The sequence below is a fragment of the Streptomyces sp. NPDC050658 genome (genome assembly GCF_044457025.1).
Classification (GTDB): domain Bacteria; phylum Actinomycetota; class Actinomycetes; order Streptomycetales; family Streptomycetaceae; genus Streptomyces.
In genome coordinates, this window is record NZ_JBITGM010000005.1 from 47029 (window position 1) to 66758 (window position 19730).

Consider the following 19730-nt stretch of genomic DNA (forward strand, 5'->3'; position numbering starts at 1 on the left):
CCGGGTAGCGACGATGGTTGCACGAGTACGCGCCCTTCCCGGACGCGTCTACCCCGACCTAGCCCGGATACGGCGGAAATCTGCCCGCCAATTCGCGCACTTCCTCTCGTGCTCCCGGGTCCTCGCGCAGCGCGTCGACGAAGAGCCCGGCGATGCGCACCATCTCGGCGTCGCCCATGCCCTGCGTGGTGACGGCGGCCGTGCCGAGCCGCAGTCCGCGCCCGTCGCCGTACGGCAGGGCACAGGTGTCGAGGACGATTCCCGCGGCGGCGAGACGGCCGCGGGCGGTGCTCGCGTCGACGCCGAGGGGGGCCGGGTCCACCAGGATCAGATGGGTGTCGGTGCCGCCGGTGGAGATGAGACAGCCCCCGGCGGCCAGGGCCTCGGCGAGGATTCTCGCGTTGGCGACGACCTGATGGGCGTACGCGGTGAAGGCGGGGGTCTCCGCCTCGCCGAACGCCACGGCCTTGGCGGCGATGGTGTGCATCTGGGCGCCGCCCTGGGTGAACGGGAAGACCGCCCGGTCGATACGTTGCGCCAGCTCGGCCCCGCACAGGATCAAGCCACCGCGCGGGCCGCGCAGCACCTTGTGGGTGGTGGCGCAGACGACGTCGGCGTACGGCACGGGGGTGGGGGCCGCTCCCCCGGCGACCAGGCCCATGGGGTGCGCGGCGTCGGCGATGAGATAGGCGCCCACGTCGTCGGCGATGTCGCGGAAGGCCGCGTAGTCGATGTGCCGGGGGTAGGCGATGGACCCGCAGACGATCGCCTTCGGCTGGTGCGAACGGGCGAGGGTGTGCACCTGTTCGTAGTCGATGAGGCCGCTCTCGGGGTCGACGCCGTACCCGACGAAGTCGAACCAGCGGCCGGAGAAGTTCGCGGGCGAGCCGTGCGTGAGGTGTCCGCCGTACGGCAGCCCCATGGCGAGGACGGTGTCGCCGGGGCGCAGCAGGGCGGCGTACGCGGCGAGGACGGCGGACGATCCGGAGTGCGGCTGCACATTGGCGTGCTCGGCGCCGAAGAGGGCCTTGGCGCGGTCGATGGCGATGCGCTCGGCGACGTCCACCAGCTCGCAGCCGCCGTGGTGGCGGGCGCCGGGGTAGCCCTCGGCGTACTTGTTGGCGAGGGGTGAGCCGAGGGCCGCGAGGACCGCCGGTGAAGTGAAGTTCTCGGCGGCGATGAGCTGCAGGCCGGTCGCCTGCCGCTCGGCCTCGGCGAGCAGGATCTCGGCCATCTGCGGGTCCTCGCGCCGCAGCGCGTCCGCTCCCGCGGGGGGCAGCGTTTCCATGGTGACCGACATGATGGGCTCCGGGCCTCGCGGAGGTATGGAAGTCCCTCCAATGTAGGCCTGCCCCACGCCCCTCGCGCGCCGCCGTGGGCGGGCCGGGGAAAGGTTCAAGCCTTTGCCCGGACTCCCGTCAGTGCCGTCACCACCGGATCGAGTGCCTCGTTGATCTCGTCGCCCACCGAGCGGAAGAAGGGCAGGGGTGCCCCGTACGGGTCGTACACCTCGTCCGCCTCGACGCTCGGGGCGAGGAGCCAGCCCCGTAGCGCCGCCGCCGCGCGGACCAGCGCGCGAGCCCGTTCGACCATGCCGCCCTCGGGGTCCGGCAGCGTGGCCGGGTCTATGGCGCGGACCAGGCGGGTGAACTCCTTGAGGGTGAAGGTGCGCAGGCCCGCCGAGTGGCCCATCGAGATGACCTGCGCCCGGTGGTCCCGCGTCGCCGTCAGGACGAGGTCCGCCCGGATGACGTGGTCGTCGAGCAGCTCACGGCCCATGAAGCCGGAGGCGTCCGCCCCGAAGTCCGCGAGGACCGTCTCGGCGTTGGTCTCCATGGGCGCGCCCTCGTGCCCCCAGGTGCCCGCGCTCTCCACGATCAGGCCGCCGGTGAAGGGGTCGCCGAGGCGGTCCGCCAGGGCATGCCGGGTCAGCCGCTCGGTGATCGGCGAGCGGCACACATTGCCGGTGCTGACGTGGAGGATGCGGAACGAGTCCCGGTAAGCCGCTATGCCACGCCCCGTCTCAGGGGCTGTCAATTCGCCACCTCGAGGTCGGGTACGACCTTGCGGAGCTCCTCCGCGGTCAGCGCACCGGCACGCAGCAGCACCGGCACCTTCCCGGTCACGTCGACGATCGAGGACGGGACGATGCCCGGCGTCGGGCCGCCGTCCAGGTACACGGAGACGGAGTCCCCGAGCATCTCCTGCGCGGCGTCACAGTCCTCGGGAGCCGGGTGTCCGGTGAGGTTGGCGGACGAGACGGCCATGGGGCCGACCTCGGTGAGCAGCTCGATGGCGACGGGGTGCAGCGGCATGCGGATGGCGACCGTGCCGCGGGTGTCCCCGAGGTCCCACTGCAGCGACGGCTGCTGCTTGGCGACCAGCGTCAGGGCGCCCGGCCAGAAGGCGTCGACGAGCTCCCAGGCCTGCTCGGAGAAGTCGGTGACCAGGCCGTGCAGCGTGTTCGGGGAGCCGATGAGGACAGGGGTGGGCATATTGCGGCCCCGGCCCTTGGCGTCCAGGAGATCCGCACAGGCCTCCGGCGTGAAGGCGTCGGCACCGATGCCGTAGACGGTGTCGGTGGGCAGCACGACCAGCTCGCCACGGCGGACGGCGGACGCGGCCTCGCGCAGACCGGTCGTACGGTCGGTCGCGTCGTTGGTGTCGTATCGCCGTGCCATCTAGCGGGCCTCCTCGTACAGGTACTGCTGGTCCAGGTACTGCTGGTCAGAAGTCGCGGTCCTCACGGCATCGCCCTGCGGGCCGTCGCGAAGCGCGGGCGGTTGTTGAGGTCGGGGTGGTCGGCCGCGTCGGCCCAGCCCCGCTCCTCGGTGAAGATCCACGGGACCTGGCCGCCCTGGGTGTCCGCGTGCTCGATGACGACGACGCCGCCGGGGCGGAGCAGCCGGTGCGCGGTGCGCTCGATGCCGCGGATCAGGTCGAGGCCGTCCTCCCCGGAGAAGAGCGACAGCTCCGGGTCGTAGTCGCGGGCCTCCGGAGCGACGTACTCCCACTCCGTGAGCGGGATGTACGGCGGATTGGAGACGACGAGGTCGACCTGGCCGTCGAGCTCGGGAAAGGCCTCCCTGGCGTCTCCCTGGACGAGCTTGACCCTGGACCCCTCGACGTTCTTCCGCGTCCACTTGAGGGCGTCCTCGGACAGCTCCACGGCATGCACCCGCGAGCGCGGCACCTCCTGCGCCATGGCGAGCGCGATGGCGCCCGAGCCGGTGCACAGGTCGACGATGAGCGGTTCGACGACGTCCATCGCGCGCACGGCGTCTATGGCCCATCCGACGACCGACTCGGTCTCCGGGCGCGGCACGAAGACACCGGGCCCCACCTGGAGTTCGAGGTAGCGGAAGAAGGCACGCCCGGTGATGTGCTGGAGCGGCTCGCGGGCCTCGCGGCGGGCGATCGCCTCCCAGTAGCGCGCGTCGAAGTCGCCGTCCTTGACGGCGTGCAGCTCGCCCCGCTTCACGCCGTGCACGAACGCGGCGAGCTCCTCGGCGTCGTTGCGCGGCGAGGGCACGCCGGCGTCGGCCAGCCGCTGGGTGGCCTGGGCCACTTCCGCGAGCAGCAGGTTCACGCTGGTCCTCCGGGGGCAGTGCGGTTGTCGGGTGCTTACGCGGCCGCGAGCTTGGCGGCGGAGTCCGCGTCGACGCAGGCCTGGATGACCGCGTCGAGGTCTCCGTCGAGCACCTGGTCCAAGTTGTACGCCTTGAAGCCGACGCGGTGGTCCGAGATCCGGTTTTCCGGGAAGTTGTACGTACGGATCTTCTCGGACCGGTCGACCGTGCGGACCTGGCTGCGACGGGCGTCCGCCGCCTCCTTCTCCGCCTCCTCCTGGGCCGCGGCGAGGAGCCTGGAGCGCAGGATACGCATCGCCTGCTCCTTGTTCTGCAGCTGGCTCTTCTCGTTCTGGCAGGAGGCGACGACTCCGGTGGGAATGTGCGTGATGCGCACCGCGGAGTCGGTCGTGTTGACGGACTGGCCGCCGGGTCCCGAGGAGCGGTAGACGTCGATCCGCAGGTCGTTCGCGTGGATCTCGACGTCGATCTCCTCGGCCTCCGGCGTCACCAGGACACCGGCGGCGGAGGTGTGGATGCGGCCCTGCGACTCGGTGGAGGGCACGCGCTGCACGCGGTGCACACCGCCCTCGTACTTGAGGCGGGCCCAGACGCCCTGGCCGGGCTCGGTCGCGCCCTGGCCGCCCTTGGTCTTCACGGCGACCTGGACGTCCTTGTAGCCGCCCAGCTCGGACTCGGTGGCGTCGATGATCTCGGTCTTCCAACCCACGCGCTCCGCGTACCGCAGATACATGCGCAGGAGGTCGCCGGCGAAGAGAGCCGACTCGTCGCCGCCGGCGCCGGCCTTGACCTCGAGGATGACGTCCTTGTCGTCGGACGGGTCGCGCGGCACCAGGAGCAGCCGCAGCTTCTCGGTGATCTCCTCGCGCTGCCGCTCCAGGTCCTTGACCTCGGCGGCGAACTCCGGGTCCTCCGCGGCGAGTTCACGGGCCGTCGCGATGTCGTCGCCGGTCTGCTTCCAGGCGCGGTACGTCGACACGATCGGGGTCAGCTCGGCGTAGCGCTTGTTGAGCTTGCGCGCGTTGGCCTGGTCGGCGTGGACCGCGGGGTCCGCGAGCTTCGTCTCCAGATCGGCGTGCTCGCCGATCAGTTCCTCGACCGCCTCGAACATCGGGGGCTCCTGGTTTTCTGCGTTCTCAACGCGAAGGTTCTACGCGAATTCGGCTGCGGGACGGCAAAAGCGCCGGTCCCGGCCACCCCCTCCCGAGGGCGGCCGAAGACCGGCGCAGTGGCTCGCTACTTGTTGGCGCCGGCAGCCTTGCCGAAGCGGGCCTCGAAGCGGGCCACGCGGCCACCGGTGTCGAGGATCTTCTGCTTGCCCGTGTAGAACGGGTGGCACTCGGAGCAGACCTCGGCACGGACGGTGCCGCTGGAGATCGTGCTGCGGGTGGTGAACGACGCGCCACAGGTGCAGCTGACCTGCGTCTCGACGTACTCGGGGTGGATGTCGCGCTTCAAGGTGTCTCCTAGTTTCGGGAGGGCGCCGGGTCGTACGCGCGGATTGCTCGTACGTGAACCGGGGCCGACGTACCAGTCTGCCAGGACTGGTCGCATCTGCCCAAACCGGGGTGGGCACGGATCTATTCCCGGCGGGCTTTCCCGGGGCTCAGCCGCTGGTCACGACGGTTAAGTCACTGGTCGCGACGGTTCAGTTGCTCGTCACGACGTCGCTCGCGTCGCCCTTGTCGCCCGCGGACTGCTCGGTGGCGGACTTCGGTATCGCCTTGTCGGCCTTGAGCGCGGCCCAGACCTGCTGGTCGGCCTTCTCCAGGGGCAGTACGCGGTTGGGGTCGGCCGGGTCGTACTGGATCGGCATTGTGACCATGTGCATGTCGCCCGCGCCGATGCCCTTGAGGCCGTTCGCGAAGCTCGCGAGGCTCTTGACGTCGTTCAGGTCGGAGTCAGTGGTGATGGCGCTGGTCGCGTCGTCCGCGAGGTCGTACAGCTTCTTCGGGTTGCCGAAGAGGCCGATGTCGTTGACCTGGTTGAGCAGGGCCTTGATGAAGGCCTGCTGGAGCTGGATGCGGCCGAGGTCGCTGCCGTCGCCGACGCCGTGCCGGGTGCGGACGAGGCCGAGTGCCTGCTCGCCGGTCAGCTGGTGCTTGCCGGCCTCCAGGTTGAGGTGGCTGTCCTTGTCGTTGATCGCCTTCTTGGTGGTGATCTCGACGCCGCCGAGGGTGTCTATGAGCTTCTTGAAGCCCGTGAAGTCGACCTCGATGTAGTGGTCCATGCGGATGCCGGACATCTTCTCGACGGTCTTGACGGCGCAGGCCGGGCCGCCGACCTCGTACGCCGTGTTGAACATCTGCCGCTGGCCGCCCGGATCGGTCCCGCCGTCCTCGGTCTTGCACTCGGGGCGGGATATCAGGGTGTCGCGGGGTATGGAGACGACGCTGGCCGACTTGTGGCCCTTGTTGACGTGCACGATCATCGCCGTGTCGGAGCGGGCCGCGCCTTCGTCCTTGCCGTACTTCCCGTTGTCCCCGGAGCGGGAGTCGGAGCCGAGCACCAGAATGTCCTGCGAGCCGTTGTCGACGTTCGCGGGGCGGTCGGTGCCGAGCGCCGCGTTGATGTCGACGCCCCTGATGTTGCCGTTGAGCTTGAAGTACACGAAGCCGAGGCCGGCACCGCCGAGCACGATCACCGATGCGGCGGTCCACACCGTGATGACGAGGGCCTTGTGCCGCCTGGTGCGCGGCTTGCGGCGCCGGCCGCCACCGCCTCGGGCGCGCTGGGGCTTCGTATCCTCGGGCGCGGTCTCGTCGGTCATGTGCTCCTCAGTCCTCGTCGGGTCGGTTACCCCCTGCTTTCAGGGTCAGGCGTGGCTTTGTCGTCACTTGTCAGACGTGCAAACCGCTTGAAGGGTTGCACAGCGCGTTGTGTGCGCCCCCGGAGCGCACGGGTGACGCATCGTGCACTCCACTTCCTCCTTCAAGCGTCCCACCTGCGAATTCTTCGCCGACCGGGCTACTGCCCGTGACCGTGAGAATCTCTTATGTGTGTGGCCAAGGTCTCTCGTCAGGCCCTTTGGCCTATGGGCATACGAAAGGGGCCGCCCCCGTCGGATGACGGGGGCGGCCCTTTTCGCGCTGCTGTGTCGCTACGACTAGTCGTTGCCGTTGCCCGGCGTCGGCGTCGTCTTCGCGATCTGCATCAGGAACTCGGCGTTCGACTTCGTCTGCTTCATCTTGTCGAGAAGCAGCTCGATGGCCTGCTGCGAGTCGAGCGCGTGCAGCACCCGGCGCAGCTTCCAGACGATCGCCAGCTCTTCGCTGTTGAGCAGGATCTCTTCCTTGCGGGTGGAGGACGCGTCGACGTCCACCGCCGGGAAGATGCGCTTGTCCGAGAGCTTCCGGTCGAGCTTGAGCTCCATGTTGCCGGTGCCCTTGAACTCCTCGAAGATCACCTCGTCCATGCGCGAGCCGGTGTCGACGAGCGCGGTGGCCAGGATGGTCAGCGAGCCGCCGTCCTCGATGTTGCGCGCGGCACCGAAGAAGCGCTTCGGCGGGTAGAGCGCGGTCGAGTCGACACCACCGGACAGGATGCGGCCGGAGGCGGGCGCCGCCAGGTTGTAGGCACGGCCCAGACGCGTGATCGAGTCGAGCAGGACGACCACGTCGTGACCCAGCTCGACGAGACGCTTGGCGCGCTCGATGGCCAGCTCGGCGACCGTGGTGTGGTCCTCGGCCGGGCGGTCGAAGGTCGAGGAGATGACCTCGCCCTTCACCGACCGCTGCATGTCGGTGACCTCTTCCGGACGCTCGTCGACCAGGACGACCATCAGGTGGCACTCGGGGCTGTTGGTGGTGATCGCGTTGGCGACCGCCTGCATGATCATGGTCTTGCCGGTCTTCGGCGGCGCCACGATCAGCCCTCGCTGACCCTTACCGATCGGCGACACGAGGTCGATGATGCGGGTGGTCAGGATGCCCGGGTCGGTCTCCAGGCGGAGCCGGTCCTGCGGGTAAAGGGGCGTCAGCTTGTTGAACTCCGGGCGCCCGCGCCCGGATTCGGGCGCCATGCCGTTGACCGAGTCGAGGCGGACGAGCGCGTTGAACTTCTCGCGGCGCTCGCCGTCCTTGGGCTGACGGACCGCGCCGGTGACGTGGTCACCCTTGCGCAGACCGTTCTTGCGGACCTGGGCGAGCGACACGTACACGTCGTTCGGGCCGGGAAGGTAGCCCGACGTACGGATGAACGCGTAGTTGTCGAGGATGTCCAGGATGCCCGCGACGGGGATCAGTACGTCGTCCTCGGAGACCTGCGGCTCGTTGGCGCCGAACTCGTCGCGCCCACGGCGGCCACGGCGGTCGCGGTACCGGCCGCGACGCCCGCGACGGCCGCCCGCCTCGTCGTCGAAGTCGTCCTGCGGTCCGTTGTCCCGGCCCTGACGGTCCTGGCGGTCCTGCCGGCCACCGCCCTGCTGACGGTCCTGACGGCCACCGCCCTGCTGGTCGTCGCCCTTGTTGCCGCCCCGGCGGTCGCGGTCGCGGCCACGGCCCTGGCGGTCACGGCGGTCCCGGCGGCCCTCCGCGCCGCCGTCGCCCTCGCCGCGGCCCTCGGCCTGCGCGTCCTGCTTGGCCTCGGCCTTGGGCTCGCTCTTCGCCTCGGCGGTGACGGTCTCGGGGCTGCCCGCGTCCGCGGTGGCCCGGCGGCGCCGACGCTCGCCCTTGTCGGCACCCGCGGGCTGGCCCGGGATGTCGATCTGCTGCTGGGTGACGGCCTCCTCGGCCTTGCCGCCCGCGGTGGTCTCCGCCTTCTCGGCCTTCTCGGCCTTGGCGCCGGCAGCCGCGTCCTCGCCCGTGCGGGCCTTGGAGGTGGCGCGGCGCTTCGGCTTGGTCTCGGCGTCCGTGGACGGCGCGGCACTCTTCGCGGGGGCGCCCCCGCCGGCCTGCGCCTCCTTGATGACCTCGATCAGCTGGCTCTTGCGCATCCGCGCGGTGCCCTTGATACCGAGGCCGGATGCGACCTGCTGCAGTTCCGCCAGCACCATGCCCTCGAGGCCGGTGCCGCGGCGCCGCCGGGACCCGGCCGAAGCACCGGTGGCAGGCGCCGCAGAGGCGTCCGTGGCGGGCGTGTCGGCAGTCACGCCCATCAGATCGGTGGTGTCGCTCACGAAGGGTCCTTCCCTGGAGCGGACGTCGGCCTGTCTGGCTCGGCGACCGGTTGTGCTGTCCGGCGGTCCCTTGGTGTGTGGACCTGGCCGGGGCGGTGGTCCGCCAATGCGCGGCGGAAGAATTCACTGGTGATGGCGAGTCCCGGTGAGGTGCCACTGAGGTGCGGTGTCACTCGGCTCGGTCACGCCGGTTCCGGAGCGTGCTCGGCACTGCTCAGTGCGCTGCACTCAGTGCAATGCACGAAGCAGTTTGGGAGGCTCCCGGAAGGATGGATGTCCCGGACGGGGACACGAAGCACCTCGCCATGGTGGGGTCGGGTGCAGACTTGAGGTTAACACTACCGGATCCAACAAACATTCCCCCTCTCCAAATCCGGTTACCCGGAGGTCACTGCGTCAAGGCGCGAGCGGCAGCACGCTCGCCCCGCTCGCGTCGAGCGCCAGACGGTTGGCCGCCCAGCCCTCGCCCGCGAGGCGTGCGACCTTGTCGGCCGTACTCTCATCGGCCAGCGCGAGGACCGTGGGTCCCGCGCCGGAGATCGTCGCGGGGACGCCGTCCGCGCGCAGTCGGTCCACCAGGGCGGCGCTCTCCGGCATGGCGGGCGCGCGGTACTCCTGGTGCAGTCGGTCCTCGGTGGCGGGCAGCAGCAGCTCGGGGCGCCTGGTCAGCGCCTCGACGAGCAGGGCGGCCCGGCCGGCGTTGGCGGCCGCGTCCACGTGCGGGACGGTGCGCGGAAGGAGTCCGCGCGCGGTTTCCGTGAGGACCGGCTTCCCCGGTACGAAAACCACCGGAACGATGGAATCGGCGGGGTCCATCCTGATCGCCCGGGCCGCTCCCCCGTCCATCCAGGAGAGCGTGAAGCCGCCGAGCAGACAGGCGGCGACGTTGTCGGGGTGGCCCTCGATCTCGGTGGCGAGTTCCAGCAGGGCGTTGTCGTCGAGCCGGGCGTCACCGCCTATCGTCACGGCGCGCGCGGCGACGATTCCGGCGCAGATGGCCGCGGACGAGGAGCCGAGGCCCCGGCCGTGCGGAATGCGGTTGGCGCAGACGATTTCGAGCCCGCGCGGCTGTCCGCCGAGCAGGTCGAAGGCGGTACGCAGGGAACGTACAAGCAGATGCGACTCGTCGCGCGGGAGCGTCTCGCTGCCCTCACCTGCGATGTCGATGTTCAGTCCGGAATCGGCCACTCGGACGACGACGTCGTCGTACAGCCCCAGCGACAGGCCGAGGGCGTCGAAGCCCGGCCCGAGGTTGGCGCTGGTGGCGGGGACGCGCACCCGGACGGCGGCGGCGCGGAAGGCGGGACCGGCCATCGCTCGATGACTCTCCTTGAGCTGCGATCTTTTGGAGGACGTGCCACATGTGAGGCAGTACCCGAAGGCCGATACACGGCGGCACCGCGGCATATGCGGCGGGGCGGGTTCGGTACAGCCTATCGAAGGAAGGTTCTGTGGCGACATAGGGCGCACAGGAGGCGCACGATGCGTGTCGTAAGCCCCCTGTGCACCCCCTGTGGGGAGTTGCGGGTTTTCCCCGGGGTTATGCCTGGGGACATGCCCAGGATTACGCCCGTGGATACGGCCGTGGTTACGGCCGTTGGTTACGCCAGGCCGAGGCGCTCGGCGGCGGCGACCGCGTCGACCGGCACGGTGACCGGCTGCGGGGCGCCTGCGACGGCCCAGTCGGGGTCCTTCAGGCCGTTTCCGGTGACCGTGCAGACGATCTTCTGGCCCTTGTCGACCTTGCCCTGCTCGGCGGCCTTCAGCAGACCGGCGACGGACGCGGCGGACGCAGGCTCGACGAAGACACCCTCCTGGGACGCCAACAGCTTGTAGGCGCGCAGGATCTCACGGTCCGTCACCTCGTCGATGAAGCCGCCCGACTCGTCGCGCGCGGCAAGTGCGAAGTCCCACGAAGCGGGGTTGCCGATGCGAATCGCGGTGGCGATGGTCGACGGGTCCTTGACCACTTCACCCCGCACGATGGGCGCGGACCCGGAGGCCTGGAAGCCCCACATCCGGGGGGTACGGGTCGACACCGAGTCGGCGGCGTACTCCTTGTAGCCCTTCCAGTAGGCCGTGATGTTGCCGGCGTTGCCGACCGGAAGGACGTGGATGTCCGGGGCGTCGCCGAGCGCGTCGACGATCTCGAAGGAGGCGGTCTTCTGCCCCTCGATGCGGAACGGGTTCACCGAATTGACCAGGGCCACGGGGTAGTTCTCCGAAAGCCCGCGCGCGAGGTTCAGGCAGTCGTCGAAGTTGCCGTCGACCTGGAGGATCTTCGAGCCGTAGACGAGCGCCTGGCCCATCTTGCCGAGCGCGATCTTGCCCTGCGGCACGAGGACCGCGCAGACCATCCCGGCGCGTACGGCATAGGCGGCCGCGGAGGCCGAGGTGTTGCCGGTGGAGGCGCAGATGACGGCCTTCGCGCCCTCCTCCTTGGCCTTGGTGATCGCCATGGTCATGCCGCGGTCCTTGAAGGACCCGGTCGGGTTGGCGCCCTCGACCTTGAGATGGACCTCGCAGCCCGTGCGCTCGGAGAGCACCTGCGCGGGTACGAGCGGCGTGCCGCCCTCGCGAAGCGTCACGACCGGCGTCGTGTCGGAGACCGGAAGACGGTCCCGGTACTCCTCGATGATTCCGCGCCACTGGTGGGTCATTGCTGGTTACTCTCCTTCAACCCGCATGATGCTGGCGACACCACGCACGGTGTCGAGGTTCCGCAGCGCCTCGACGGTGCCGCTGAGGGCGGCGTCGGGCGCGCGGTGGGTGACGACGACGAGGGATGCCTCGCCGTCCTTGCCCGTCTGGCGGACCGTATCGATCGATACGCCGTGCTCGGCGAAGACCGTCGCGACCTGGGCGAGGACACCCGGCTTGTCGGCCACGTCGAGGCTGATGTGGTACCGCGTGACGACCTCGCCCATGGAGCTCACGGGCAGCTGGGTGTACGCGGAGTCGCCGGGTCCGGTGGCCTCGGCGAGCTTGTTGCGGCAGACGGCGACGAGGTCGCCGAGGACGGCGGACGCGGTGGGCGAGCCACCGGCGCCGGGCCCGTAGAACATCAGCTGTCCCGCGGCCTCCGCCTCGACGAAGACGGCGTTGTACGCCTCGCGCACGGACGCCAGCGGATGGCTGAGCGGAATCATCGCGGGGTGGACGCGCGCGGTGACGGAGCCGCCGTCCGCGGCCCGCTCACAGATGGCGAGCAGCTTGATGGTGCATCCCATGCGCTTCGCGGAAGCGAAGTCGGCGGCGGTGACCTCGGTCATTCCTTCCCGGTACACGTCGTCGAGACGCACACGGGTGTGGAAGGCGATGCCGGCGAGGATCGCGGCCTTGGCGGCGGCGTCGAAGCCCTCGACGTCGGCGGTCGGGTCGGCTTCGGCATACCCGAGAGCGGTGGCCTCGTCGAGGGCTTCCTGGTAACCCGCCCCCGTCGTGTCCATCGCGTCGAGGATGAAGTTCGTGGTCCCATTGACGATCCCGAGGACCCGGTTGACCTTGTCCCCGGCGAGGGACTCGCGCAGCGGCCGGATCAGCGGAATGGCACCGGCGACGGCGGCCTCGTAGTAAAGATCCCGCCCGTGCTCCTCGGCGGCGGCGTGCAGCGCGGCGCCGTCCTGGGCGATGAGCGCCTTGTTGGCGGAGACGACGGAGGCACCGTGCTCGAAGGCGGTGGTGATGAGGGTGCGGGCGGGCTCGATGCCGCCGATGACCTCGACGATGACGTCGATGTCCCCCCGTTTGACCAGCGCGGTCGCATCAGTGGTGATGAGATCGGGGTCGATCCCCTCCCGCACCTTCGACGGACGGCGGACGGCGACCCCGGCGAGCTCCACCGGGGCGCCGATCCTGGCTGTGAGGTCGTCGGCGTGCGTCGTCATGATGCGCGCCACCTCTGAGCCGACAACCCCACAGCCCAGCAGCGCCACCTTCAGCGGACGCGTACGCATCATCCGACCTCACTTCTCATACTTCTCGTTACATCTAAACGATGGGACCAGTCTCACCCACCGGACCGGAGTTTCTGCCCCTTGTCCGAATCATGAGACATCTATTTCATTAACCGACATCGAGACGCAGGAGATCTTCCTCCGTCTCACGCCGGACGATCACCCGCGCCGCGCCGTCGCGCACGGCGACGACGGGCGGGCGAAGAGCGTGGTTGTAGTTGCTCGCCATGGAACGGCAGTAGGCACCGGTGGCGGGCACGGCGATGAGATCACCAGGAGCCAGATCAGCCGGCAGGAACGCATCCTTCACCACGATGTCCCCGCTCTCGCAGTGCTTGCCGACGACGCGTACGAGCATGGGCTCGGCGTCGGACTCGCGCGAGACCAGGGCGACGGTGTACTCGGCGTCGTAGAGCGCGGTACGGATGTTGTCGGACATGCCGCCGTCGACGGAGACGTACGTACGCAGCCCTTCGAGCGGCTTGACGGTGCCGACCTCGTACAGGGTGAAGGCGGTGGGCCCGACGATGGCGCGCCCGGGCTCGACGGAGATACGAGGGGTGCGCAGGCCGGAGGCCTCGCACTCCCGCGTGACGATCTCCCCGAGCGCCTTGGCGATCTCGTGGGGCTCACGGGGATCGTCGTCGGAGGTGTACGCGATGCCGAGGCCGCCGCCGAGGTCGATCTCGGGCAGCTCGATGCCGTGCTCGTCCCGCACCTCGGCGAGCAGTTGCACGACGCGCCGGGCGGAGACCTCGAAGCCCGCCATGTCGAAGATCTGCGAGCCGATGTGGGAGTGGATGCCGATGAGCTCGAGCCCGTCGAGCTGCAGGGCCCGGCGCACGGCCTCGGCGGCCTGTCCCCCGGCCAGAGCGATCCCGAACTTCTGGTCTTCGTGGGCGGTGGCGATGAACTCGTGGGTGTGCGCCTCGACGCCGACGGTCACACGGATCTGCACGCGCTGCCGCTTGCCGAGCCGCTCGGCGATGTGCGCGACGCGCACGATCTCCTGGAAGGAGTCGAGCACGATGCGTCCGACGCCGGCGGTGATGGCGCGCTCGATCTCGTCCGGGGTCTTGTTGTTGCCGTGGAAGGCGATGCGCTCGGCGGGCATCCCGGCGTCGAGGGCGGTGGCGAGCTCGCCCCCACTGCACACATCCAGGTTCAGCCCCTCCTCGTGCAGCCACCGCACGACGGCACGCGAGAGGAAGGCCTTGCCGGCGTAGAAGACGTCGGCGTCGGCGCCGAAGGCACCGCGCCAGGCGTGGCAGCGGGCGCGGAAGTCGGCCTCGTCCAGGAAGTAGGCGGGGGTGCCGAACTCTTCGGCGAGCCGGGTCACTTCGATGCCGCCGACGGTGGCGACACCGTCTGCGTTACGGCTGACGGTCTGGGCCCAGACCTTGGGGTCGAGGGAGTTCAGGTCGGCGGGCGGCGCGGCGTAGTGCCCTTCGGGCAGTACGTCGGCGTGGCGGGGCCCGGCGGGGTGTGCGGAACGGCTCATGGCGCAGTCGTCTCTCTCACGTCTTCACGTTCACGTGTCATCTTCACGTACTCACGTGTCACAGATACTCGGGGGCACTGATGCCGAGCAGGGACAGGCCGCCTGCGAGCACCGTCCCGGCGGCTTCGGCGAGCGCGAGCCGGGCGCGGTGGGCGGCCAGGGGTTTCTCGTCCCCGCGCGGCAGGACGGTCGGCTGGAAGGCGAGGAAGGCGTCGGCGGTGTCGACGAGATGCCGGGCGAGCCGGTCGGGGGCGTGCCGACGGGCGGCGGTGGCGAGGACGCGGGGGTACTCAGCGAGGCGGTCGAGGAGGGCGGCTTCGAGGGCGGCGGCGGGTACGGCTTCGGGGGCGGCGTCTACGGCTTCGGTGGTCGCGCCGGGTTCACTGCTGAAGCCGAGGGCGGCGGCGTTACGGAGGAGGGCTCGGCTGCGGGAGTGGGCGTACCGCACCCGGAAGAGGGGGTTGCTCTCGCGCTGGGCGAGGTGGTGGCCGGCTTCGATGCGGGGATTGCTCTCGCGCTGGGCGAGGGTCTCGCTCGCTTCGATGCGGGGCTGGTCGTGCCCGGCCGGATAGAGCAGGGCCCAGCGGGCGGCGTCGCGGCCGAGGGGGGTGGGGTCGTGGGGGGCGGGGACGGGGCGGAGGGTGATGGCGCGGTGGGAGGCGTGCTCGTCCCCGTCGATCCGGTCGATCCCGTCGGCCTCGCCGATCCGGTCGATCTCATCGATGTGTACGCCGAGGGCGCCCCACGCGGGGTCGGGCGCGTCGCTGCAGGTACTCCGTACGGGACAGCCCTGAGAGTGGAGGATGCGGCGGAGGGCGTCGGCGAGGACGGCGGCGCGGGGTTCGCGGGGGAAGTGGAGGTACTGGGTGTTTGTGCCGGGGCCGGGGCCGGAGCCGGAGCCGGGGCCGGGGTGAACGTGCCCATAGCGGGCCCCGCGGTCAAGAACATCCCGCACGAGAGCGGCCCCGTGGTCGCTGCTCTCGGCGAGGGTGATGTTGAGGAACCCGGGCCCGGTGATGTCGATGCCGGCGATGCCGGGCTCGCGGGCGATGCGCGGCGACAGAATCTCGGCGACCTGCAGAGGTGACCGCCCGGCGGCCTTGGCGACCTGCAGGGCGACGTTGGTGGCGTAGTCCCCCCGCCCTCCGGGCCGTGGCCGCTCAACGACGACCTTCCCCGCCCCGATCATGCCCACGTCACGCAGCTCCCCGTCATCGACGGCGCGACGCATGGCGCGCAGCACGGTGCGGGAGAGCTCGACGGGGGTCACGGGACAAGCGTATGGGAGGAGGGGGGTAGGGACGCGACCTGGTTTCCCGGATGGTCCGGGATGTGGACGGGGCGGGGCGACGCGGCTAGGCACCGGAGGGCTGGGCACGGCGACGCAGCGCGGCAAAGCCCAACGGAGTCACCCTCAGCCACCACCCACGCTCAGCCGCTCCCCTGATCCGCGCTCAGCCACCCGTGCTGCGACCGGCACGCTCCGCCTCACCCGTCCCGCCGCGCTCTCCGCCGAGTGGATCGCGACCGGGGCCGCGCTCGAGCAACTGCCGGACGATGCCGACGAGTTCGGCGGGTTCGAAGGGCTTGGCGAGGAAGGCGTCGACGCCCACTTCGAGCCCGCTCTCGACCTCGTACTGCGTACAGGCACTGACGATGACGAGGGGCAGATGCCGGGTCCGTGGATCGGAACGCAGCCGCGCGGCGGTCCGCAGCCCGTCGAGGCGGGGCATCACGACGTCCAGGGTGACCGCGTCGGGCCTGACCTGGTGCACCACGTCCAGGCATTCGGCACCATCAGCCGCGGTCACGACCTCGAAGCCCTCCAGCTCGAGGTTGACCCTGATCAGTTGCCGGATGACCTTGTTGTCGTCCACAACAAGCACGCGGCCGGGCACGCCTGACACAACTCGAGAGTAGGTCGAGCGACACCGCCGCGTCCGGGTTTTCCCCACTTCCGCCCCGTGCGGGCGAGTCCGAGGTGACGCCGGGGACAGACGATGCGGATGTGCCGCCTCCGGCGCCCACGAAGGCAGGGAAATACCTGTTCATGGGGAGCCCGTAGGAGCTGGTAGGGTTCTACCCGTCGCCACGCACCGCGTAGCGGACGCCCCCGTAGCTCAGGGGATAGAGCAACGGCCTCCGGAGCCGTGTGCGCAGGTTCGAATCCTGCCGGGGGCACTTCGCTTCGACCAGCTCGATCTAGCGGTTGACCAGCGCTGATGCCTTGAACAAAGAGCCGGACTCAGTCTCACTGAGTCCGGCTCTTTGTTGTTGCTGCGCGCTGATCGCGATAGACCTGCGATAGAGGGACCGTCTGGCCTCAACTCGGAGACTGCTCAGGCGGCTCCTTGAGTCGATCAACGTCAAGCCAGAAGAGGTTCCTCATCCGCTCGTAGTCGTAGAAGCTTCCCTGCGAGTCTCGCCGTACGGTCAGCAGGTCGTGCTTCTGCAGCTCCTTGGTTGCCTTGGTCCAGGTGTCGTGGGAGAGGCCGTAGAGCCGACGCCTCTCTGTCGAGACGTACTGGGGTTCACTGTGGCCGCCCAGCGCATCCATGAGAACAAGCAGCAGTGCGATCGCTGTCGGTGACAGCTCCAGCACCCAGCCTTCCGTCCAGAACTCCACAGGCACTCGGATATACCGGCCTTGCTCAATGGGGCGGACATACTCGCGCCCGTTCCCATCGGCGCTGCGCAGAGTGATCGCAGGCGGACCACCCCAACGCGGGGTCAGCTTGATGAGTTTGTTGTCCGCAAGCCACTTCAGGCCGCGCACCACGTTCCGATCGCCCTTCGTCGGATCCAGGGCCAGCAGCTTCGCCCACGACTTCGGCTTGGGCGGCGCCTTGAGATCGAAGGGCTGCCTCGTAGCCATCATCGTGATGCACATGTAGAGCCGAAGCCTGACAGAGCCCCCGCGGCCGCCTTGAATCATGCGAGCCAGCGGTGCGGCACGCCCTTGCCCCGCCTTGGCGGTGACGAACTCCGGCGGAAACGGCACCACGGAGCGCTTAGACCTTGTCGCTGCTCCCCGCAAGAGATCTATCGCATCGGCGCGCAGGTCGGGATTCTCCAAGATTTTTTACCTTCCTGCAGGAGAAACAGGGGTGCGGGGGTACCGGGGTCCGGGGGTCATGGCCGTTCTTCCTATAAGGATTCCAGCACAGCCCTCAAAATGCAGCAGCACAGCTGCAAAATAGGTACAGCGAAGGGGACAAAGCCTCCCTGCATTAACGCAATAACCCTCCTTCACAAACGCGCTACAGCCCATTTGACCTGCGTCTTTACCTCCTGAGAGCCTCTCTGCATGGGTAGCGACCGCCAGATACCTAGTCGCTACGAACCCCTGAATCCGTTCGAGAGGACCTACGCATCATGGCCAACATCGACACGTCACTCCGTGGTCTCTGGGCAGCGATCATCATGACCGTCTCCCTGACCATCGCCATTGCTACTACAGGCATCTTTTGGAGCACCGGCATGCAGGTGTCCGGGGCCCTGGCAGCAGGTGGCACGGCCTTCATGGGCGCCGCCGCACTTGGGATCACAGTTCGAAGGTTCGTCGCCGGTTGATCGACGAATGTGCCTTCACTCTGCCTGGACCAGTGCGGCTCGTGAGGCACAGCATGCTCCCCCGCCCAGCAGTGAATGCCAGGCAACGGCTCGCAGCCGGCATTCACTGCATCGGCAACCAGGGGGAAGGCTCAGTTACCACCTCGCTCCTCTTGCCAGTCGAGTTCTTTTTCGATCTTCTTGTTCATGGCCTCCTCCTGGCCGTAGATACATCCCTCGTAGACGCGGTGGATCACCTCGGGCGAGTTGCCCACCCGACGGGCGACTTCGGCCACGGGCACGCCGGCGTTCAGCCACGTGGTGATGCAGGTGTGCCGCAGGTCGTACGGGCGTCCCCCGAGGATGGATGCCTGAAGGTCCGGCGGAAACGCGTACTCCCGAGCGTCCCGCCACACGCGCCAATAGGTGCTGCTGCCCACGAGACCGCCCCGCTCGTTCGTGAAGAGCCGCCCGTCCTTGGCCGTGCCGAACTCCTTCAGGTGGGCACGGAGCATGGCCACGAGCGGCGGAGGGATCGGGACTGGCCGGTCTTCCTTGGCCTCCCTCGACTTCAGACCGCGCTTGTCGTGTCGCTCTCCGCTGTCTGTCCACTGCTTGCCAGACACGGGGTGCGTGTCGTGGAGCGTCAGAACGCCCCACCCCTTCTCTGGGAGGAAGCAATCAGCCTTCCTGAGGCCCACAGCCTCACTGGGGCGGAGCCCCGCGAAGTACATGACCGCGTAGAAGCTCACCAGGCGCCGGCCCTTCTTTCGGTCCCATGTCCCGACGTACGAGACCGAGGCGAGGAGTTGAGCAGCCTGCGTCTTGTTCACGAGAACACGGGGGTCCACACGGTCCGATGAGGAACTCTTCACCTTCTTGAGGGCGGTGAGTGGGTTCTCTGTCAGAAGCTTGCGCTCGATGGCGTATTCAACCGCCGTGTTGAGCGCGCGCCGACGACGGCGGGAGGTCTCCCCCGCCGCGGGGGTGCCGTCCAGTTTGAAGGAGATCCGATACTGAACGTCGCGGAGAATCTTCGGGTCTTCCAGCGAGGAGACGGGAAGCGATTTCTTGGAGATCCACCCGTAGGCGTCTTCAAGTTCCTCCGGCGGGTCAAGTTCGGCGTTCTTGGGAATGACAGCCCATCGGAAGGCGAGGCGCAGCTCTTCCGGTGACGGCATCTTCTGTTCCTGCTCCACCAGGGCCAGCGTCACCGCTGCGAGCCCGTCGGCGATTCCCTCACGGGTCTTGGCCGCAGCGGTCGGCCAGCGCATCGCCATGTACTCGCGGCAGAATGCGAACCAGGGAAGTTCCTCACGGGCTTGCTCCGCACTCGCCTCGGCCCGTACCTCGGATTCAGGCAGCCCGTCCGCGATGCGGAATGCCTCGCCACGGCGCATTGCCTGCCACAGTTCAGATCTACGGCTCTCCGCGAGAGCCACCGTGGCGAAGGTGGCGCTACTGACCTTTCCTCCGACTTTCCAACGGAGTTGGTAGGGGCGGGTCTTGCTTTGCGCCTTGGTCACTTTCCAGAGGCGCACATCGAGCGAAAACCCGTCCGGGGCAGGGCGGTTGTTCTGCTCGGCCCCGTTGTCGGTGTCTTTCGTCACGCGCTCTCCTCCAGCGTCTGGAGCCACCGACTCAGCTCGGACCGGCGAATGCGCACTGCGCCGTTCGGGAGCTTGATGGACTTCGGGCCCTTCTTGTACTGCCGCCAGCGGTAGAAGGTCGCTCGCGGTACGCCTATCTCTTCGATCACTTCGGGGATGGTCAGCATCTCGTCGCGGGGCTTGGCCACGACTCCTCCTTGGGCGAGAGAGCAAGGGAAGGTGGTGGGACCAGCCGAGAGCCCGCCACAGAAACCACGAAAACCACAGAAACCCTGGATTGGTGGGCTGACCTGCGGTGATGCCGCACGGTGGGGGCTGCCACAGAAATCGCGGAAAGTTCCACAGAAATAGGCGGCCGGACCGGCGCTGCCGGTGCCGGGCTATTTCTGTGGCTTCTCGGTTGGT

Annotated in this window: 18 protein-coding genes and 1 tRNA gene; 2 read left to right on the top strand and 17 right to left on the bottom strand. The window is 68.9% G+C overall.

Annotation, left to right across the window (positions count from 1 at the left end; all coding sequences use genetic code 11):
• Positions 1–58: 58 nt before the first annotated feature.
• The 14 genes from glyA to ACIBKX_RS18760 form a co-directional block, all read right to left on the bottom strand.
• Positions 59–1300, bottom strand: a complete 1242-nt coding sequence (gene glyA / locus ACIBKX_RS18695) for a serine hydroxymethyltransferase (protein ID WP_363275190.1) — start codon at positions 1298–1300, stop codon at positions 59–61.
• A gap of 95 nt (positions 1301–1395) precedes the next feature.
• Positions 1396–2037 (bottom strand): protein-tyrosine-phosphatase, encoded by a 642-nt coding sequence (locus ACIBKX_RS18700; RefSeq protein ID WP_363275191.1) that lies wholly within the window; start codon positions 2035–2037, stop codon positions 1396–1398.
• Positions 2034–2681, bottom strand: coding sequence for an L-threonylcarbamoyladenylate synthase (locus tag ACIBKX_RS18705; protein ID WP_363275192.1), 648 nt, complete (start codon positions 2679–2681; stop codon positions 2034–2036). The genes ACIBKX_RS18700 and ACIBKX_RS18705 overlap by 4 nt, the downstream gene beginning before the upstream one ends.
• A 62-nt stretch (positions 2682–2743) precedes the next feature.
• Positions 2744–3589: a peptide chain release factor N(5)-glutamine methyltransferase gene (prmC, locus tag ACIBKX_RS18710; RefSeq protein ID WP_363275193.1), complete on the bottom strand. Its 846-nt coding sequence runs from the start codon at positions 3587–3589 to the stop codon at positions 2744–2746.
• 35 nt (positions 3590–3624) lie between these two features.
• A complete protein-coding gene (gene prfA / locus ACIBKX_RS18715; RefSeq protein WP_363275194.1) occupies positions 3625–4701 on the bottom strand; it encodes a peptide chain release factor 1 in 1077 nt (358 codons plus the stop codon).
• 125 nt (positions 4702–4826) lie between these two features.
• Complete coding sequence (gene rpmE, locus ACIBKX_RS18720; protein WP_098244794.1) at positions 4827–5048, bottom strand: 50S ribosomal protein L31; 222 nt, start codon at positions 5046–5048, stop codon at positions 4827–4829.
• 190 nt (positions 5049–5238) lie between these two features.
• On the bottom strand, positions 5239–6360 hold the full coding sequence (locus ACIBKX_RS18725; RefSeq protein ID WP_363275195.1) for an LCP family protein: 1122 nt from the start codon (positions 6358–6360) through the stop codon (positions 5239–5241).
• A gap of 336 nt (positions 6361–6696) precedes the next feature.
• On the bottom strand, positions 6697–8706 hold the full coding sequence (gene rho / locus ACIBKX_RS18730) for a transcription termination factor Rho (protein WP_363275196.1): 2010 nt from the start codon (positions 8704–8706) through the stop codon (positions 6697–6699).
• 396 nt (positions 8707–9102) lie between these two features.
• Positions 9103–10020, bottom strand: coding sequence for a homoserine kinase (gene thrB, locus ACIBKX_RS18735; protein ID WP_363275197.1), 918 nt, complete (start codon positions 10018–10020; stop codon positions 9103–9105).
• A gap of 287 nt (positions 10021–10307) precedes the next feature.
• Positions 10308–11366, bottom strand: a complete 1059-nt coding sequence (gene thrC, locus ACIBKX_RS18740) for a threonine synthase (RefSeq protein ID WP_363275198.1) — start codon at positions 11364–11366, stop codon at positions 10308–10310.
• A 6-nt stretch (positions 11367–11372) separates the two neighbouring features.
• Positions 11373–12662: a homoserine dehydrogenase gene (locus tag ACIBKX_RS18745; protein ID WP_363275266.1), complete on the bottom strand. Its 1290-nt coding sequence runs from the start codon at positions 12660–12662 to the stop codon at positions 11373–11375.
• 109 nt (positions 12663–12771) lie between these two features.
• A complete protein-coding gene (gene lysA / locus ACIBKX_RS18750) occupies positions 12772–14163 on the bottom strand; it encodes a diaminopimelate decarboxylase (RefSeq protein ID WP_363275200.1) in 1392 nt (463 codons plus the stop codon).
• Positions 14164–14221: 58 nt separating this feature from the next.
• On the bottom strand, positions 14222–15433 hold the full coding sequence (nrtL, locus tag ACIBKX_RS18755) for an ArgS-related anticodon-binding protein NrtL (protein ID WP_363275201.1): 1212 nt from the start codon (positions 15431–15433) through the stop codon (positions 14222–14224).
• Between the two features lie 184 nt (positions 15434–15617).
• Positions 15618–16118, bottom strand: a complete 501-nt coding sequence (locus tag ACIBKX_RS18760; RefSeq protein ID WP_363275202.1) for a response regulator — start codon at positions 16116–16118, stop codon at positions 15618–15620.
• A gap of 154 nt (positions 16119–16272) precedes the next feature.
• On the opposite strand from ACIBKX_RS18760, the gene ACIBKX_RS18765 reads away from it, so the two are divergent.
• Positions 16273–16344 (top strand) — tRNA-Arg (locus tag ACIBKX_RS18765).
• Between the two features lie 142 nt (positions 16345–16486).
• Here the strand turns inward: ACIBKX_RS18765 and ACIBKX_RS18770 are convergent.
• The gene (locus ACIBKX_RS18770) at positions 16487–17239 is read right to left on the bottom strand and encodes a hypothetical protein (protein WP_363275203.1); all 753 of its coding nucleotides are present in this window, start codon (positions 17237–17239) and stop codon (positions 16487–16489) included.
• Between the two features lie 299 nt (positions 17240–17538).
• On the opposite strand from ACIBKX_RS18770, the gene ACIBKX_RS18775 reads away from it, so the two are divergent.
• A complete protein-coding gene (locus ACIBKX_RS18775) occupies positions 17539–17736 on the top strand; it encodes a hypothetical protein (RefSeq protein ID WP_363275204.1) in 198 nt (65 codons plus the stop codon).
• 131 nt (positions 17737–17867) lie between these two features.
• Here ACIBKX_RS18775 and ACIBKX_RS18780 read toward each other — a convergent pair whose 3' ends face one another.
• Complete coding sequence (locus ACIBKX_RS18780; RefSeq protein ID WP_363275205.1) at positions 17868–19325, bottom strand: tyrosine-type recombinase/integrase; 1458 nt, start codon at positions 19323–19325, stop codon at positions 17868–17870.
• Positions 19322–19513 (bottom strand): AlpA family transcriptional regulator, encoded by a 192-nt coding sequence (locus ACIBKX_RS18785; RefSeq protein WP_101400676.1) that lies wholly within the window; start codon positions 19511–19513, stop codon positions 19322–19324. The genes ACIBKX_RS18780 and ACIBKX_RS18785 overlap by 4 nt, the downstream gene beginning before the upstream one ends.
• Between the last annotated feature and the right edge of the window lie 217 nt (positions 19514–19730).

Bases quoted from the DNA above. Each gene is read 5' to 3' on its own strand.
- glyA (WP_363275190.1), bottom strand. From the start codon at position 1,300: ATGTCGGTCACCATGGAAACGCTGCCCCCCGCGGGAGCGGACGCGCTG.
- ACIBKX_RS18705 (WP_363275192.1), bottom strand. From the start codon at position 2,681: ATGGCACGGCGATACGACACCAACGACGCGACCGACCGTACGACCGGT.
- prfA (WP_363275194.1), bottom strand. From the start codon at position 4,701: ATGTTCGAGGCGGTCGAGGAACTGATCGGCGAGCACGCCGATCTGGAG.
- ACIBKX_RS18725 (WP_363275195.1), bottom strand. From the start codon at position 6,360: ATGACCGACGAGACCGCGCCCGAGGATACGAAGCCCCAGCGCGCCCGA.
- thrB (WP_363275197.1), bottom strand. From the start codon at position 10,020: ATGGCCGGTCCCGCCTTCCGCGCCGCCGCCGTCCGGGTGCGCGTCCCC.
- thrC (WP_363275198.1), bottom strand. From the start codon at position 11,366: ATGACCCACCAGTGGCGCGGAATCATCGAGGAGTACCGGGACCGTCTT.
- ACIBKX_RS18745 (WP_363275266.1), bottom strand. From the start codon at position 12,662: ATGCGTACGCGTCCGCTGAAGGTGGCGCTGCTGGGCTGTGGGGTTGTC.
- lysA (WP_363275200.1), bottom strand. From the start codon at position 14,163: ATGAGCCGTTCCGCACACCCCGCCGGGCCCCGCCACGCCGACGTACTG.
- ACIBKX_RS18775 (WP_363275204.1), top strand. From the start codon at position 17,539: ATGGCCAACATCGACACGTCACTCCGTGGTCTCTGGGCAGCGATCATC.